This is a genomic window from Chryseobacterium herbae, from assembly GCF_025154075.1.
GTDB classification, from domain to species: domain Bacteria; phylum Bacteroidota; class Bacteroidia; order Flavobacteriales; family Weeksellaceae; genus Chryseobacterium; species Chryseobacterium herbae.
The window spans coordinates 221,306-236,232 of sequence record NZ_JAOAMU010000002.1 but is presented as its reverse complement, the minus strand read 5'-3'; the positions used below and the strand labels follow the sequence as shown (position 1 = coordinate 236,232).

The window sequence follows — 14,927 nt, the reverse complement described above, 5'->3', positions numbered from 1 at the left end:
TTTATTTTAAGTCTAAATCTTATTCAGCGATCACTCTCACCATTGCTTTCACTTTCACCAGTTTTTCCATCAACTCTTCTCTGGAATCAGCTAGCACATTGATGTGCCCCATTTTTCTTCCGGGTTTCGTTTCAGTTTTTCCGTATAAGTGGATGTAGGTTTTTGGAAGTTTCAGAACATTATCCATTCCTTCGTAGATCACTTTTCCGGCGTGTCCTTCTGCGCCTACAAGGTTCAGCATTCCGCTGTATCCGAAAGCATCCGTGTCAGCTAAAGGCAGGTTTTTCACAACGCGGTACATTTGCTCAAACTGGGAATTCGCATTTCCTTCCTGGCTTTGGTGACCGGAATTGTGCAATCTCGGAGCGGTTTCATTCACCCAAATTTTTCCTTCTTTATCAAGGAATAATTCGATGGCGAACAGTCCCGGAGAATTGACTGCATTCAGAAATTTCTCAGTAATGGAATCAATCTGTTTCTGAATATCTTCGCTTAAAAATACTGGACAGATATTAAAATCCAACAGGTTTAACTTAGGATCAGCGACCATTTCGGTGACAGGAAACGTTTTTGTTTCGCCGTTTTCATTTCTGGCAACGATCACGGAAAGTTCTTTGTCAATGTCTACCAGACTTTCGATTACTGAAGCTTCCTTCCATAAATCCTGATAATCCTCTTCTGTTCTGATCACCTGAACCCCTTTACCATCATAACCTCCCGTATTCATTTTCTGCACAAACGGCAGCGGCATCATAATCTTTTCATCACTGTTCCACACCACCTGAAATTCAGGGCTTGGAATATCATAGGTTTTGTAGAATTCTTTCTGAAGGATCTTCTGCTGAATGGTTTTGATGATAGCAGCATTCGGAACGACTTTTACGCCTTGCTTTTCAAGCTCGGCCAAAGCATCCGCATTCACATGTTCTATTTCGATAGTCACCACATCTTTATCTTTCCCGAAGTTCAGTACCGTTTCATAATCATTGAAATTTCCCTGGGTAAAGTGGGAAATATTGTTGCACGGTGCATCAGATGCCGGATCCAGCGTATAAAATTCGTCGTCGTATTTCAGTGCGCTTTGTATCAGCATTCTTCCCAGCTGTCCGCCTCCTAAAATTCCTATTTTCATTCTTACTTTTATTTTTTCTATTAGATTTTCTTAATGGAAAGCTTTATTGAACCTTATCAATCTTTAAATATCCCAATCCCATTGGGTTTTCCTGATTTTCTACATCAGATTTTGTCAGTACGATGGAATATTTTTCTTTCATTTTTTCAGGAAGGATATCATTGACATTAAAAATATCATCGATATCAACACCGTGTTTGTCATCCACATGGCTTACAGCACCTTCAAACCCCATCGTTGCATAAAATTCCGTAGCTTTTGCCCTTTTGATGATCTCTCCCATCGATTGTCCGACCATCAGATGCTGCTCGTGAAATTCTTCAAAAAAGCCTCTCTTGTACCCTCCCAAATTAAGAAAATACAGTTGATTTTCAGAAGGCTGATCTGTTTTTTCAACGATCTTCACCTCATATCCATCTGCGAATTTTACTTCCTGATGACAGTCTAAATGGATCTTTCCTTCGGCTTCTCTCCAGAAATCCTTCATATCAGGAACGAGATCTTTAAGATTTTCTGCGATCCCGAAAAACACGTCATGCTGCTCGATATTCCTGCCCTTGGGCGTTGCACCGAGAATGATATAAAATAATTTCATTTCACTTTTCATAACTACAAAAATACGTCAAATTTATCTTTTTTAAACGTTTGGCAGAGTAAGGCAATAGTTTTATATTTGTAGCATGTCAGAAATCATTATTCTGTTCCTCGGCGCGGTTTCAGCCGGTCTTTTAGGTTCACTTACGGGTTTGGGAGGAGGAGTTATCATTATTCCTTTATTAACGCTGGGTTTCGGCGTTCCTATGCATTATGCAATCGGTGCTTCTTTAATTTCTGTGATCGGAACTTCCTCCGGTGCGGCGGTAGCTTTCGTCAAAGAAGGTTTTACCAATATGCGCATAGGAATGTTTCTGGAGATCGGAACTACGGCAGGCGCTATTATGGGAGCTCTCGTTTCCGGAATGCTTAATCCCAATACCATCGGGATTATCTTTGCCAGTATCCTTTTATTGACTGTTATTTTAAATCTTAAAGGAAAACCTGATCATCAGGAACCTTTAATTAAAGGAAGTCTTGAAGAAAAACTGAAACTTTACGGAACTTTTCCTGATAAAGGGGTTTTAAAAAGTTATTCTGCAAGAAATACCGTTCCGGGATTTTTAATGATGATGTTTGCCGGTGCGATGTCCGGACTTTTAGGAATCGGTTCCGGTGCGCTTAAGGTATTGGCGATGGACAATATGATGAAACTGCCGTTCAAAGTTTCTACAACAACTAGTAACTTTATGATTGGTGTAACAGCAGTGGCCAGTGCCCTGATCTATTTCCAGAGAGGTGAGATCATTCCTGTGATTGTAGCTCCGGTACTGATCGGTGTGGTGGTAGGAAGTTTTATTGGTTCAAAAACTTTAATGGTTTCGAAAACAAAGAAATTAAAAGTATTTTTTGCCATCGTGATCACTATTCTATCTGTGTATATGATGTATAACGGTATCAATAAAAGCTTCAGATAATGAAAAAGAATTTTACAGATGTAGATCTGAACCGTTCGGTAGGAAATCTTCTGAGACTTGGCGTTATTTTGTCTGTCGTGACCTCATTGGTAGGCTTTATCAAACTCTTCGTGGAAGGTTTTAAAATGCCAAAAAAATACACCAGCCTTGATATGGGTTCCTCTTCCGAAAAAGTATGGGGAATGTTCTGGAATTCTTTGTGTAAAGGAGAAGGAATGGCCATTATTCAGCTGGGAATTTTACTGCTGATTTTTACGCCTCTGGTAAGGATTATCTTCGCTTTGATCGGGTATTTAAAAGAAAAAGACTACGTGTATGTAGTCATTTCTTCTATTGTTCTCGTGATTATGGCGATCAGCTTTTTTACAGGTTACGCACACTAATTTTTACATTTCATAAAATTCCAGCGGAAGCTTATCCGGATCCTGAGTAAAGAAAAACTTTTTTCCGGTGTATTCATCTATCCGGATGTCTTCACAGGTAAGGCCTTTGGCTATGAGTTCATCTCTTTTAGCTCCAACATTGTCTACAGAAAACGCCAGATGTCTTAAACCACAAGATTCAGGGCGGGAAGGTCTTTCCGGCGGATTGGGGAATGAAAAAAGCTCAATGACATAGTGGTCTCCGATAGCCAGATCGAGTTTGTAGGATTGTCTTTCTTCACGGTACACTTCACGGATGATATTAAGCCCTATCACTTCAGTATAGAATTTCTTTGAAACTTCATAATCTGAACATATGATGGCGATGTGATGGATCTTCATTTTATCTTTAAATATTTCTTATACATTTTCCAATGCTGACATTAAAATCGAGCTATTTTATTTCTCTGCAGTTTTCTTTTCTTCTGGTATCGATGATATACTGAATTTTCCAGTCGTTCTGTTGTTTCACCAACTGAAAACTGTTCGCTCCACAATGTGAAAATTTTCCCTTGAGATAAAAAGAATAGGGCGTAAACACACTGGCAAGCCCGCCATCCATGTGAATGGCATCGATGATTATTTTTTCATCCAGATCGTCTTTTGAAAACTTGGAAACAGAAGCGATAAATTCCTGTATGTTTTCATTTTTTACGGTTCCATCTTTTGTGATGGTCTGTAAAACAGCGTTTTCCGAAAAAGCAGATTTCATCAGTTCCGGGTCAGCATTTTTCATGCCCAGAAAAAGACTACGGATGGGTTTTTCAATGTCCTGATTCTGTTGTCCGAAACAGAATGTACAAAACAATAAAGCTAGTGCAGCAAGTTTATTCATAGGGTTATCAATTAATCTGATTCAATAAAATTAGGAAAAAATCCTTGAAATAATTAAAATTAACAAAGTTTAAAAAGTGAATTGCGCTCCATTATTTGGAAATAGATTATTTTTATCCGTTTATTTGACATTATGTGGGGAATTTATTTGTTTTTAATTGCATTACTGGTTTTGTTAACGCTATTACCTAAAATTCAAAATGCGCATTGGGTATTCAGAGTTCCGGAATTTGGTAAGATCCAGATTACGTATGTTGTTGTGATTACGTTTATTGTAGGACTTCTGATAGATCATCCTCAAAATTTCTGGTACGGACAGGGGCTTTTACTTTTACTGTTTGTTCATCATGGTGTAACGTTGGTCAAATACACTCCGCTTTATCCTGTTAAAAAGCATAAACGGCAACATCAGTCTTCTAAAAAGCTGCATTTTATTTCTGCTAATGTTTACCAGTTTAATAAGGAATATGATCGGTTTATTCAACTTATTGAGAAACATAAACCTGAGGTCTTTATGACGATGGAAAGTAATGGCGACTGGGAAAAAGCAATGACCGTTCTTGAAAAAGATTATCCTTTTCATCATAAGGTGACGCTTGAAAATACGTACGGAATGCATTTCTACTCAAAGCTTGAGATTAAAAGTGCACAGACGCATTATTTTGTGGCTGATGATATTCCGAGTATTGAAGTTCATCTGAAGACGGAAGACGGTTTTTCATTTGTCTTTTTTGGGGTGCATCCGCCGCCGCCAAGTCCTACGGAAGAGGAAACTTCAAAAGAAAGAGACGGTGATTTATTAAGTGCTGCGAAACGGGTTAAAGACATTAAAGAACCTGTCATTGTTGTCGGAGATTTTAATAATGTGGCATGGTCAAAATCATCTATTTTATTCAGAAAAACCAGTCATCTGATCGATCCGAGGATCGGGCGTTCCTTTGTATCTACTTTTCACGCCAAATATCTTTTGCTGAGATTTCCGATCGATTTAATGTTCCACAGTGAAGATATTTTCATCAAAGAACTTAAAACTCTTGAAAATTTCGGATCAGACCACCTTCCAGTGTATTGTGAATTTTTCATTGATCATCACAACGACGAACAGGAAGAGGAAGTTGAAGAAGCCACTTCGGAAGAAAAAGCGGAGGCAGAAGAAATGATCCAGGAAGGAAAAGAAGAGGACGGAGACCGTGATGCCGTAGTAACGGAGGGATAATTTAACCAGCCTTGACGATATTTTTCACGCAAAGAAAAACAAAGAATTAATTTTAGTTTCCTTAAATTAAGATAAACAAAGGCGTTTCACTTATTTCCGAAATACAAGATCTTTACTCAAAACTGGAACCTCTGAATTTTTGAGATTTTTCCAGCGTTTTTGTTTACCTTTTTAAATGAAAAGCCTTTGTTTATCTTTATTAAAAAACATAAAAAAGCCGTTTCACAAATAATGAAACGGCTTTTTCTATTGTTGGATTATTCTTAGAATAATTCTTTTCTGATGATGTTCTGGCTTCTTTCAGGGCCTACAGAAACTAAGTATACATTGATTCCAAGGTATTTCTCAATGAACTCGATATATTTCTGAGCCGTGTCAGGAAGTTCGTCGTAGCTTCTTACTTGTGTAAGATCTTCGTTCCAACCTGGCAGATCCTGATAAATCGGTTCGTAGTTGTATAATTTCTCAGTTGAAGAAGTGAAATAATCGATGATTTTTCCGTCTTCTGTTTTATAATGCGTTACGATCTTTAAGTTTTCGATTCCTGTAAGAACGTCTAATTTAGTAATAACAAGGTTGTTGATTCCGTTGATCATACAAGCGTGCTTTAAAGAAACAAGGTCTAACCAACCTGTTCTTCTCGGTCTACCGGTTGTAGCACCAAATTCACCACCGATCTGTCTGATCTTTTCTCCTAATTCATTATCAAGCTCAGATGGGAAAGGTCCGTTTCCAACTCTTGTACAGTATGCTTTTGCCACCCCGATAAGGTTTTGAAGCGATGTTGGCGGAACTCCCGCTCCTGTACAAACTCCTCCTGTAGATGGAGAAGATGAAGTTACGTACGGGTATGTTCCGAAGTCGATATCAAGCATTAATGCCTGAGCTCCTTCAAAAAGAACGTTTTTACCGTCTCTGATGGCTTCATTCAGTTCAACTTCTGTATCTACGATTCTGTCCTGAAGCTGTTTTCCTATTTCTAAAAATTCGTTGTAAATTTCTTCAACGTCTAAAGTCGGTTTCCCATAATATTTTTCGAAAAGAGAGTTTTTAACCTTAAGGTTTTTCTCAATTTTGTCTCTTAAAATTTCCGGGTTTAAAAGGTCTACCATTCTGATACCGATTCTTGCGATCTTATCTTCATAACATGGCCCGATTCCTTTTTTCGTGGTTCCGATTTGTGTTCCTCCGTGTTCTTCTTCACGGTAAGTATCCAAAAGAATGTGGTAAGGCATGATCACATGCGCTCTTCTGCTGATAAAAATGTGGTCAGTTCTCAAGCCTTTGCTTTCAATCTGGCCAACCTCTCTAATGAAAGATTTTGGGTTTACCACTACTCCGTTCGCAATGATACACTTCCCTTTGCACTGTAGAACTCCTGAAGGGAGAAGGTGCAAAACAAATTTCTCTTCACCTACATAAACCGTGTGACCAGCGTTGTCTCCACCCTGGAAACGAACTACATAATCCGATTTAGCTGATAAAACATCCGTGATTTTTCCTTTACCTTCATCTCCATATTGAAGACCTACAACTACGTAAGTTGACATATTTTTCTTTTATTTTAGATTCATGCAAAATTACTTTTTAAAAATAGGGTGGGCAAATTATGGGGGGATTTTATTTTGGGGTGGGTGGAAATCATAATTATAATTTTTAGTTATAATAGTATTTTACTTCATCATCATTATATTTGATTTATTTATAACTATAAAGATGAGTCAATCTCAAAAACATCATTTCTTACCCGTCTTTTATCTTAAAGGATTTACAAATGAAAATGAACAATTTAAAATCTTCAACGTAAAAACAAAAAAATTCAAGCAAAAAGGAAAACTTTTTTCTCCTTCTTCTCATTTTTATATACTAAAAGATAATACCATTGTAACAGATTTTGGAGAAAATGATTTCATGGAAAAATTTTATGAAAAAGTTGACAACAGTACCGCCAAGATTTTTCAACGCATTAATTCCAACACTTTTGGAAATAGATTTGGTGTTAGTGAAAAAGATATGCCTTATCTTAATAATTTTGTAAGCCAAATTTATTGGAGATCTCCATTTAATAGAAATATTCTTCAAGATTATATTAAAAAATATAACCTTGAAGAATTAGGTCTTAAAATCATTGATAAAAATGGTAATCACAATGAGGAATTAAGTGAAGAATTTAAAAATGAACCTCAATTTTACAAAGCATATAAACTTTATAATTCTTTATTAGATTCTATTCGTGGATTTAATTGCAACACGCAATATCACATATTTAGTAGACCAAAAGAATTACCCTCAATTTGCTCTGATTCTCCAATAATTTTCAGTAAAAGTAATGACATCAAAGTATATGAAGATGATTATATTTTCCCTATTTCAAAAAATAGAATTTTTGTGAAAAGAAATTTAACCCAAAAATTCAATCATCAATTACATCATTTAATAGATTTAATCTTATTAAAGCAGTCAACAAATTATTTAGCAACTAATGATGAAAGTTATATTGATTTTTTAATGGAACTTGATAAAGAACATAATTATTCTCTAGTTCAATACAAAGAAATACTATTCAATAACTTAATATATTTTTTTTTGATTAAATACCAATAATTGGTACATTTGATAAAAATTAACACAATGGCAAAAAATACATCCATATTATTAGGAGATTATTTTGATAATTTCATTAGTGAACAAATAAAATCTGGAAAATACTCGTCAGCAAGTGAGGTGATAAGAAATGCATTGAGATTGTTTGAATATGAAGAATCTAGGAAAAAAGAATTGATCAACGAATTAAAAAAAGGAGAAAAATCTGGATTTGTTGAGAATTTTGACCGCAAAGAATTTCTCAAGAATCTTCATCAAAAACATTCTGCTGAATCATGAATTACAGAATAAGTAAGGAAGCATCAGATGATTTAGAAAAAATATGGCTATATACTTTCGAGAATTGGTCTTTAAAGCAAGCAGACCATTATTTTGATTTGCTACTCAATGAAATTGAATACCTATCTAAAAATCCAAAATCCGGAAAAGATTACAGTAAAATCAGAAAAGGATATTTCCGATCCAGAGTAAAATCACACTTTATATTTTATAAAATCAATTTAAAAGATGATGAAATTGAAATCATCAGAATTCTTCATCAGCAAATGGATATTTCAATGAGATTGGATGAATAGATTAAAAATTTCAATCATTATAAAAACCTCCGCTGATCTTCAATGAAATTTATTTATTCAGTATCTTTGGTCGTATACCAAAATAACCAAAGCTCCTCCCACCATGAGATCATCACAAACATCTTCCTACCTCTCCCCATCTCCCGCCAGCGAAACAAAGCTCTTCCACACCCTTTTCACGCCCAATCAAGTTCCTGTAAAAGCTACTTTGCTGATCATCCACGGTATGCAGGAACACAGCGGAAGATATGCTGAAATCGCAAACTATTTTGCAGATCAGGGAATAGCCGTTCTTACCTATGATCATCTGGGACACGGAAAATCGGTGAAGGATAAAAAAGACATCGGATTTTTTCAACTGAAGCAACCGGATGAAAAGCTTATTTCCGATGCTGAAGCAATGGGCGACCATCTTATACATCAATATCCGGATGTTCCTCATTTTGTGCTTGGCCATTCTATGGGATCATTTGTGACACGCTGTCTTCTTCAGAGAGCTGGTGGTAAATTTACTGGAGCAATTATCACTGGAACCGGAGGTCCTTTGGCGGGTATCAACTTAATCAATGGATATCTCTCACTAGCCAATAAAATAGCACCACATTATCCTACGTATCTCAATACCCTTTTTAATACAGTCAATAATAAGCCCTTTAAGAAAGATAAAGACTTCAGCGATACAAGCTGGCTGAGCCTGAATCTGGCCAACAGAAAAGCTTTTGCTGAAGATGAACTTTGCGGAGTTCCTTTTACAAACAATGCATTTTATGCTCTGTTCAGTATTTATAAAAAAGCTACGGCAAGAAACTGGGCAGTTTCTATTCCAAAATCTTTCCCTCTTCTGTTTGTCAGTGGACAGAATGATCCGATCGGAGATTTCAGCAAAGGAGTCATGAAAACCGTTGATTATTTAAAGCAGGATGGGTTTAAAGATATCAGTGCCAAAATTTATCCCAACATGCGCCACGAAATATTAAATGAGGAAATCAGACAAGAGGTCTTCAATGAAATATTTCAGTGGATTTCAAAGCATTTATAAACTAAACATTACTCCATCTTTACCAATAGATAGTCGGATTCCCCTATTCTATTTAAATAGTCTGGTTCATAGAAAACTTTGTCATTGCGAGCCGTAGGCGAAGCAATCTAATTCAGATCATCAAAATATACAGCATGAGATTGATTCGTCGTTACACTCCTCACAATGACAAAAATGTAAAAATTTCATCTCCGATAAAATTGAATACCGTTAACTGAATATTTATTACCGAATACTTATCTACATATTCAACCATGCTGAAAATCTTCGATTTTCTTGCGCCTTAAAAATACACTTTTAATAATCCCTTGCGCCTTTGCGATAATCCAACAGTAAATACTTTTCACGCTCAAACCTTCTAGGTTTTAAAAACCTATAAGGTTGAAATCAATAGCCAATAAAACACAAACATCTGCAAAATCAGCGGAATCAGCGGGAGCAAAAAAACATCACTAGAACACCATCTAATCCAAAACAATCTCCCTTTCCACTCCTATCTCCTCCAGAAAGATCTCATCATGGGAAATCACCAGCAATGTCCCTTTATAATCCTTAATAGAAGCCGTCAATATTTCCACGTTCTGCAGATCAAGATTATTCGTAGGTTCATCCAGGATGATTATATCCGGGGCTTTACTACTGATAGAAAGTCCACACAGAAGCAACCCCAACCGTTCTCCTCCACTTAGAACTCCACATTTTTTATCCCAGGTTTTCTTTCCAAACAGAAATCTGGACAGCAGTGTTTTCACCTCGGATTCCTGCATTGCACTGTCATTAAATTCCTGAACAAAATCATAAACACTGATATCCTGGCCAATCAGAGAATATTCCTGATCAACATAAATCGTATTAAACTCTGATCTCGTAATTTTCCCTTCTGACGGATCTAGATTACCTAACATCATTTTCAGCAAGGTCGTTTTCCCGGAACCATTGGATCCTTTAATTGAAATTCTCTCTCCACTACGGATCTCAAGATTGATATTATTTTTCCAAAGAGTTTCAGTCCCATAATTGAAATTAATATCGTCTGCACTAATCAATATTTTTCCGGAATGCAGATTGGAATCATTGAAATTCACTTTCATCTGATTAGAGTTTTTCAAAGAGGAACGCAAATCCCGAAGATCACAGGAAATCCCACTGATCTTTTCAGCATGAACTCCTTTCAATCTGGATGTATTTTTCTCAGCATTATTGCGGAGGGTGTTCATCATAATTCTTGCGACTCCGGATTTTTCCTGCTTCTGTTTTCCTCTTGCATCCAACTTTTGCTTCCGTTCTATGGTTTCGCGTTCTTTTTCCTTTGCTTTTTTTAAAGCCCGTTCTTTCGCATGAATATCATTATGAAGTGCTCCCTCCTCTATTTCTTTCTGTTCAGCATAAAAATCGTAGTTGCCACCATACGTTGAAATCCCCTGATTGCTTAATTCAAATATGGTATCAGCAAGATTCAGCAGTGTGCGGTCGTGGCTCACCATAACGACCTGAGCATCCATTTTTTCGATAAGACTGTATAAGAGTTTTCTGCCTTCAAGGTCGAGATGATTTGTAGGTTCATCCAGTAAAATAAGGTCAGAATTATTGATCTGAATTCCTGCCAGGAAAACTTTTGTTTTCTGACCTCCGCTCAGACTTTCCAGTTTCTGGTTCAATTTCAGACCTTCAAGTTTCCAGTCATGTAAAGCGGTCTGACAGCGTTCTTCAATATCCCAGTCGTCATTTAATATTTCAAAATACGCTTCGTCCACTTCACCACTGGTAATCTTTTGGAGAGCATTCAGTTTTTGGTCAATTTTAAGACATTCTGAAATGGTAAGATGATCAAAGTTCCCGAACATCTGCGGAACATAGTATATATCGCCTTTAACGGTTATATTCCCTTCTGATGGCTGAATTTCCCCGGCCATCATCTTCAGCAATGTAGATTTCCCTACACCATTACTTCCGACAAGCGCCGATTTTGTATGAGCTGGTATTGTTAAATGGATAGAATTAAACAGAAGGTCTCCTCCCGGAAACCCGTAGGACATATTTTGCAGTAAAATCATGATTTATTTCTTAGTAATAATTAAACATCAGCAACGCATCGGTCACTGTTTGATAACATTGAAAAGAAATTAAATCCTACATGTCTGTATAATTGAGTTTTGGAACTGCAAAGATAACAAATTCTTACCAATCCTCTTTTTCCTGATAAAAAACATATGACTTTTACCCTGTTTTGAGATTGACTAAAATTTGTCAGATCAGAATTACCCTCCTTCTGAAAGATGGCCAATCGTAGAATTGACGGGACAATTGAATATAATCACAGATTTTATATTGCTAAAATTTTTAATGCATCCTCTTTAAACGGGGCATTATGAAATCGGGTGCAAAAGTAGAAAAGATTTTGATCAAAAAACCGTAACTTTGCCAACTACTAAAATTTTTTATGGAAAGCATTAAAGTTCACGACAAAACTTTCGTTCCTTATTTGAAGGACGCCGAGATTCAGCAAATTGTAAAAGAAACAGCTTTAAAGATTTATGAAGACTACAAGGATGAAGTTCCTGTTTTCATCGGGGTTCTGAACGGGGTGATCATGTTCTTCTCAGATCTTTTAAAATATTATCCCGGTGAATGCGAGATTGCTTTCATTCAAATGAGTTCTTATGCAGGAACTGAATCTACAGGGATCGTTTACCAGAAAATGGAACTGACTAAAGACGTGAAAGACCGTCACATCATTCTTGTGGAAGATATCGTAGATACCGGAAACACGGTTGAAAGCTTATTCAAATATTTCACAGAAACACAACGTCCGAAGTCTGTAAAACTGGCTTCATTCCTATTGAAACCGGATGTATACAAGAAAGATTTCAAACTGGATTATATCGGAAAAGAAATTCCAAATAAGTTTGTTCTTGGTTATGGACTTGATTATGATGAGATAGGAAGAAACCTTGCCAATCTGTATCAACTGGAAGAGGGACAAATCAACCATTAAACGCTGTTGGCTATTAGCTGATAGCTTTTAGCCTAAAAAAGTAAAATAAAGAAATTAATTTAATAATAACTTAAAAACGCTAGAGGCTAAAAGCAGGTTAGACTAATGGTAAAAGCCAAAAGCTAGCTGCCCATCGCCAGAAGCCCTTTAACATTATGATAAACATTGTTCTGTTCGGCCCTCCAGGAAGTGGAAAAGGAACACAAGCTCAAAACCTGATCGAAAAATTCAACTTAAAGCAAATTTCAACAGGTGACCTTTTCAGATACAACATGAAAAACGATACCGAGCTTGGAAAACTAGCTAAGTCTTACATCGATAAGGGAGAACTGGTTCCGGATCAGGTAACAACGGATATGCTGATCGACGAGCTTAGAAAGCCAACCGATACCAACGGATTTATCTTTGACGGCTACCCAAGAACTACGGCTCAGACGCAAGCTTTGGAAACCATCGTAAAAGAGGAACTGAACGACAAGATTGATATCTGCCTATCCCTCGTGGTAGAAGACAAAACTTTAGTGGAGAGACTTCTGAAAAGAGGTGAAACCAGCGGAAGATCTGACGACAGCAATGTAGAGATCATTGAAATCAGAATTAAAGAATATTATACTAAAACAGCAGAAGTAGCCGAACTTTACAAGCAACAGGGAAAATATGTTGAAGTAAACGGCGTAGGAGAAATTGCTGAAATTTCCCAAAAGCTTTTCGCTGAAGTCGAAAAAATTAAATAATCGGTATATGGTGTACGGGATTGGAAAAATTCGAATCCCGTAAACCGCAACCCGCAACACAAACTATATGTCTAACTTTGTAGATTACGTAAAGATCCATTGTAAAAGCGGACACGGAGGTGCAGGTTCTGCCCACCTTCGCCGTGAAAAATATATTCCTAAAGGCGGTCCGGATGGAGGCGACGGAGGTCGTGGCGGACACGTCATCATGAGAGGAAATGCTCAGGAATGGACTTTACTTCCACTTCGATACACCCGCCACATCAAAGCGGAACGTGGTGAAAACGGAGCGAAAAGCCAGCTGACCGGTGCTGACGGTGCTGATATTTATATCGATGTTCCTATCGGGACGATCGCTAAAAATGAAGAAGGAGAAATTATCGGCGAAATTCTTGAAGATAAACAGGAAATCACTTTGATGCTTGGAGGAAAAGGAGGAAAAGGAAATGAGCACTTCAAATCTTCTACCAACCAAACCCCAAGATATGCACAGCCAGGAATGGATGGTGAGGAAGGATTTGTGGTTTTCGAGCTTAAAATTTTGGCCGATGTAGGTTTAGTTGGTTTTCCAAATGCCGGAAAATCTACCCTTCTTGCTTCTGTATCAGCTGCCAAACCAAAGATCGCTAATTACGCATTTACGACATTGACTCCCAATCTTGGTATTGTGGATTACAGAAATTACAAATCATTTGTAATGGCTGATATCCCTGGGATCATTGAAGGTGCTGCTGAAGGAAAAGGTTTAGGACACAGATTCTTAAGACATATTGAAAGAAATTCCATCTTATTATTCTTAATTCCGGCTGATTCTGAAAGTCATTTTCAGGAGTTTAAAATTCTGGAAAATGAATTAACGGAATACAATCCTGAACTTCTGGATAAAGATTTCATCATTTCGATTTCTAAATCGGACCTTCTTGATGAAGAGCTGAAAAAAGAAATCTCAGCTGAATTCCCGGAAAACAGAAAACCGTTATTCTTCTCCGGTGTTACGGGAGAAGGCCTTGTAGAACTGAAAGATGCAATCTGGAAAAAACTTCACGGATAAAAGATGATACACTCATTAAAGAAAATAACAGCACCCGCTGTTATTTTTGTTTCATTTCTTCTGCCTTCCTCAGCACATGCTCAGGGTGGTGATTCATTCATGGAAGCACCCAGATTGGATGAACCTGCACCTTTTAATGATAAAGCGTTTTTCAGGTTTGAATTCAACAAAAGATTAACATACCATAAAATTGCTGATCAGGGTACAAGTAATGAAGTGGATGAGGTGATCGAATACTACACGAATGACGTTGACCTGTCTGTTCTGTCTTTTAACAACAGCAGAAACGGTTTCATTTATAATTTAAAAAAAGATACCAATCCTGTTCTTCCTGTTCTGATCAAAGACGAAAACAAAGAGATTAAACCCGGAAATTTCGATTATTTCAAGGGTGATATTCCTTTGGAGTCGGAAATTGCCGATATCAGGAAAAGAAAAAAGGCAAAAACCGATCAGGTATTGGAATTGGTGGAAAAGAAAGCGGAAAACGATCTGATTCATTATAAGTACAACCTTATTCATAAAGGAAAAACGAATGTCGCAGTGATTGAACTCGACATTGCCAATACGGATAAGGACTTCAATAACAATATCCTGTTTGATATGGAACCTTTATTCTTCAAGAATAAAATATCCTTTGACAAAGGGGAAATCAAGAGCTATTCTTATTACAACACCGCTAAAAAGAGAACAAAGTACTATGAATCAATGAATATTGACCCGGTACTGTTACGATTATCATTCACTAAAGGCTGCTGCGTTTCATCTCTGGAGTAAAGTTCACTACTGAAGCAGACTCTATTTGGAATAATTA

Annotated in this window: 17 protein-coding genes; 11 read left to right on the top strand and 6 right to left on the bottom strand. The window is 37.0% G+C overall.

All coding sequences use genetic code 11. The features are described from left to right. Positions 1-19: 19 nt before the first annotated feature. Positions 20-1,132, bottom strand: coding sequence for a 5-(carboxyamino)imidazole ribonucleotide synthase (locus N0B48_RS07285; RefSeq protein WP_259837884.1), 1,113 nt, complete (start codon positions 1,130-1,132; stop codon positions 20-22). 43 nt (positions 1,133-1,175) lie between these two features. Further along, positions 1,176-1,727 (bottom strand): DUF1543 domain-containing protein, encoded by a 552-nt coding sequence (locus N0B48_RS07280; RefSeq protein WP_259837882.1) that lies wholly within the window; start codon positions 1,725-1,727, stop codon positions 1,176-1,178. 85 nt (positions 1,728-1,812) lie between these two features. Between N0B48_RS07280 and N0B48_RS07275 the strand changes: the two genes are divergently transcribed. Both N0B48_RS07275 and N0B48_RS07270 read left to right on the top strand, forming a co-directional pair. Further along, positions 1,813-2,643 (top strand): sulfite exporter TauE/SafE family protein, encoded by an 831-nt coding sequence (locus tag N0B48_RS07275; protein WP_062648753.1) that lies wholly within the window; start codon positions 1,813-1,815, stop codon positions 2,641-2,643. Then, positions 2,643-3,026 (top strand): DUF1634 domain-containing protein, encoded by a 384-nt coding sequence (locus N0B48_RS07270; protein WP_223605860.1) that lies wholly within the window; start codon positions 2,643-2,645, stop codon positions 3,024-3,026. Before N0B48_RS07275 ends, N0B48_RS07270 begins: the two co-directional genes overlap by 1 nt. Positions 3,027-3,029: 3 nt before the next feature. On the opposite strand, the gene gloA2 is transcribed toward N0B48_RS07270, so the two are convergent. Both gloA2 and N0B48_RS07260 read right to left on the bottom strand, forming a co-directional pair. Then, positions 3,030-3,407 carry an SMU1112c/YaeR family gloxylase I-like metalloprotein gene (gloA2, locus tag N0B48_RS07265; RefSeq protein ID WP_259837880.1) on the bottom strand — a complete coding sequence of 126 codons (378 nt, stop codon included), beginning with the start codon at positions 3,405-3,407 and terminating at the stop codon, positions 3,030-3,032. A gap of 52 nt (positions 3,408-3,459) precedes the next feature. Continuing rightward, positions 3,460-3,900: a nuclear transport factor 2 family protein gene (locus N0B48_RS07260; RefSeq protein WP_259837879.1), complete on the bottom strand. Its 441-nt coding sequence runs from the start codon at positions 3,898-3,900 to the stop codon at positions 3,460-3,462. 171 nt (positions 3,901-4,071) lie between these two features. Between N0B48_RS07260 and N0B48_RS07255 the strand changes: the two genes are divergently transcribed. Continuing rightward, the gene (locus N0B48_RS07255) at positions 4,072-5,115 is read left to right on the top strand and encodes an endonuclease/exonuclease/phosphatase family protein (RefSeq protein ID WP_259837878.1); all 1,044 of its coding nucleotides are present in this window, start codon (positions 4,072-4,074) and stop codon (positions 5,113-5,115) included. Between the two features lie 263 nt (positions 5,116-5,378). On the opposite strand, the gene N0B48_RS07250 is transcribed toward N0B48_RS07255, so the two are convergent. Next, positions 5,379-6,665: an adenylosuccinate synthase gene (locus N0B48_RS07250; protein ID WP_259837877.1), complete on the bottom strand. Its 1,287-nt coding sequence runs from the start codon at positions 6,663-6,665 to the stop codon at positions 5,379-5,381. A gap of 166 nt (positions 6,666-6,831) precedes the next feature. On the opposite strand from N0B48_RS07250, the gene N0B48_RS07245 reads away from it, so the two are divergent. From N0B48_RS07245 to N0B48_RS07230, 4 genes are all read left to right on the top strand, one after another. After that, positions 6,832-7,719: a DUF4238 domain-containing protein gene (locus N0B48_RS07245; RefSeq protein ID WP_259837876.1), complete on the top strand. Its 888-nt coding sequence runs from the start codon at positions 6,832-6,834 to the stop codon at positions 7,717-7,719. 27 nt (positions 7,720-7,746) lie between these two features. Further along, on the top strand, positions 7,747-7,998 hold the full coding sequence (locus tag N0B48_RS07240; protein ID WP_259837875.1) for a type II toxin-antitoxin system ParD family antitoxin: 252 nt from the start codon (positions 7,747-7,749) through the stop codon (positions 7,996-7,998). Beyond that, entirely contained in the window at positions 7,995-8,294 is a 300-nt protein-coding gene (locus N0B48_RS07235; RefSeq protein WP_259837874.1) for a type II toxin-antitoxin system RelE/ParE family toxin, read from the top strand. The genes N0B48_RS07240 and N0B48_RS07235 overlap by 4 nt, the downstream gene beginning before the upstream one ends. Before the next feature lie 103 nt (positions 8,295-8,397). Next, positions 8,398-9,333, top strand: a complete 936-nt coding sequence (locus N0B48_RS07230) for an alpha/beta fold hydrolase (protein ID WP_259837873.1) — start codon at positions 8,398-8,400, stop codon at positions 9,331-9,333. A 464-nt stretch (positions 9,334-9,797) separates the two neighbouring features. On the opposite strand, the gene N0B48_RS07225 is transcribed toward N0B48_RS07230, so the two are convergent. Continuing rightward, on the bottom strand, positions 9,798-11,387 hold the full coding sequence (locus N0B48_RS07225; RefSeq protein WP_259837872.1) for an ABC-F family ATP-binding cassette domain-containing protein: 1,590 nt from the start codon (positions 11,385-11,387) through the stop codon (positions 9,798-9,800). A gap of 386 nt (positions 11,388-11,773) precedes the next feature. On the opposite strand from N0B48_RS07225, the gene N0B48_RS07220 reads away from it, so the two are divergent. The 4 genes from N0B48_RS07220 to N0B48_RS07205 all read left to right on the top strand — a co-directional run bounded on the left by N0B48_RS07220 (position 11,774) and on the right by N0B48_RS07205 (position 14,890). Further along, complete coding sequence (locus tag N0B48_RS07220; RefSeq protein ID WP_034728922.1) at positions 11,774-12,328, top strand: phosphoribosyltransferase; 555 nt, start codon at positions 11,774-11,776, stop codon at positions 12,326-12,328. A 155-nt stretch (positions 12,329-12,483) separates the two neighbouring features. Beyond that, complete coding sequence (locus N0B48_RS07215; protein WP_034728921.1) at positions 12,484-13,062, top strand: adenylate kinase; 579 nt, start codon at positions 12,484-12,486, stop codon at positions 13,060-13,062. A gap of 67 nt (positions 13,063-13,129) precedes the next feature. Beyond that, positions 13,130-14,113 carry a GTPase ObgE gene (gene obgE, locus N0B48_RS07210; RefSeq protein WP_223605871.1) on the top strand — a complete coding sequence of 328 codons (984 nt, stop codon included), beginning with the start codon at positions 13,130-13,132 and terminating at the stop codon, positions 14,111-14,113. Between the two features lie 3 nt (positions 14,114-14,116). Next, complete coding sequence (locus N0B48_RS07205; protein ID WP_259837871.1) at positions 14,117-14,890, top strand: hypothetical protein; 774 nt, start codon at positions 14,117-14,119, stop codon at positions 14,888-14,890. Positions 14,891-14,927: the final 37 nt, after the last annotated feature.

Coding starts and splice junctions, on each gene's coding strand:
- N0B48_RS07285 (WP_259837884.1), bottom strand. CDS start 1,132: ATGAAAATAGGAATTTTAGGAGGCGGACAGCTGGGAAGAATGCTGATA.
- N0B48_RS07280 (WP_259837882.1), bottom strand. CDS start 1,727: ATGAAATTATTTTATATCATTCTCGGTGCAACGCCCAAGGGCAGGAAT.
- N0B48_RS07275 (WP_062648753.1), top strand. CDS start 1,813: ATGTCAGAAATCATTATTCTGTTCCTCGGCGCGGTTTCAGCCGGTCTT.
- N0B48_RS07270 (WP_223605860.1), top strand. CDS start 2,643: ATGAAAAAGAATTTTACAGATGTAGATCTGAACCGTTCGGTAGGAAAT.
- gloA2 (WP_259837880.1), bottom strand. CDS start 3,407: ATGAAGATCCATCACATCGCCATCATATGTTCAGATTATGAAGTTTCA.
- N0B48_RS07260 (WP_259837879.1), bottom strand. CDS start 3,900: ATGAATAAACTTGCTGCACTAGCTTTATTGTTTTGTACATTCTGTTTC.
- N0B48_RS07250 (WP_259837877.1), bottom strand. CDS start 6,665: ATGTCAACTTACGTAGTTGTAGGTCTTCAATATGGAGATGAAGGTAAA.
- N0B48_RS07245 (WP_259837876.1), top strand. CDS start 6,832: ATGAGTCAATCTCAAAAACATCATTTCTTACCCGTCTTTTATCTTAAA.
- N0B48_RS07240 (WP_259837875.1), top strand. CDS start 7,747: ATGGCAAAAAATACATCCATATTATTAGGAGATTATTTTGATAATTTC.
- N0B48_RS07235 (WP_259837874.1), top strand. CDS start 7,995: ATGAATTACAGAATAAGTAAGGAAGCATCAGATGATTTAGAAAAAATA.
- N0B48_RS07230 (WP_259837873.1), top strand. CDS start 8,398: ATGAGATCATCACAAACATCTTCCTACCTCTCCCCATCTCCCGCCAGC.
- N0B48_RS07225 (WP_259837872.1), bottom strand. CDS start 11,387: ATGATTTTACTGCAAAATATGTCCTACGGGTTTCCGGGAGGAGACCTT.
- N0B48_RS07220 (WP_034728922.1), top strand. CDS start 11,774: ATGGAAAGCATTAAAGTTCACGACAAAACTTTCGTTCCTTATTTGAAG.
- N0B48_RS07215 (WP_034728921.1), top strand. CDS start 12,484: ATGATAAACATTGTTCTGTTCGGCCCTCCAGGAAGTGGAAAAGGAACA.
- obgE (WP_223605871.1), top strand. CDS start 13,130: ATGTCTAACTTTGTAGATTACGTAAAGATCCATTGTAAAAGCGGACAC.
- N0B48_RS07205 (WP_259837871.1), top strand. CDS start 14,117: ATGATACACTCATTAAAGAAAATAACAGCACCCGCTGTTATTTTTGTT.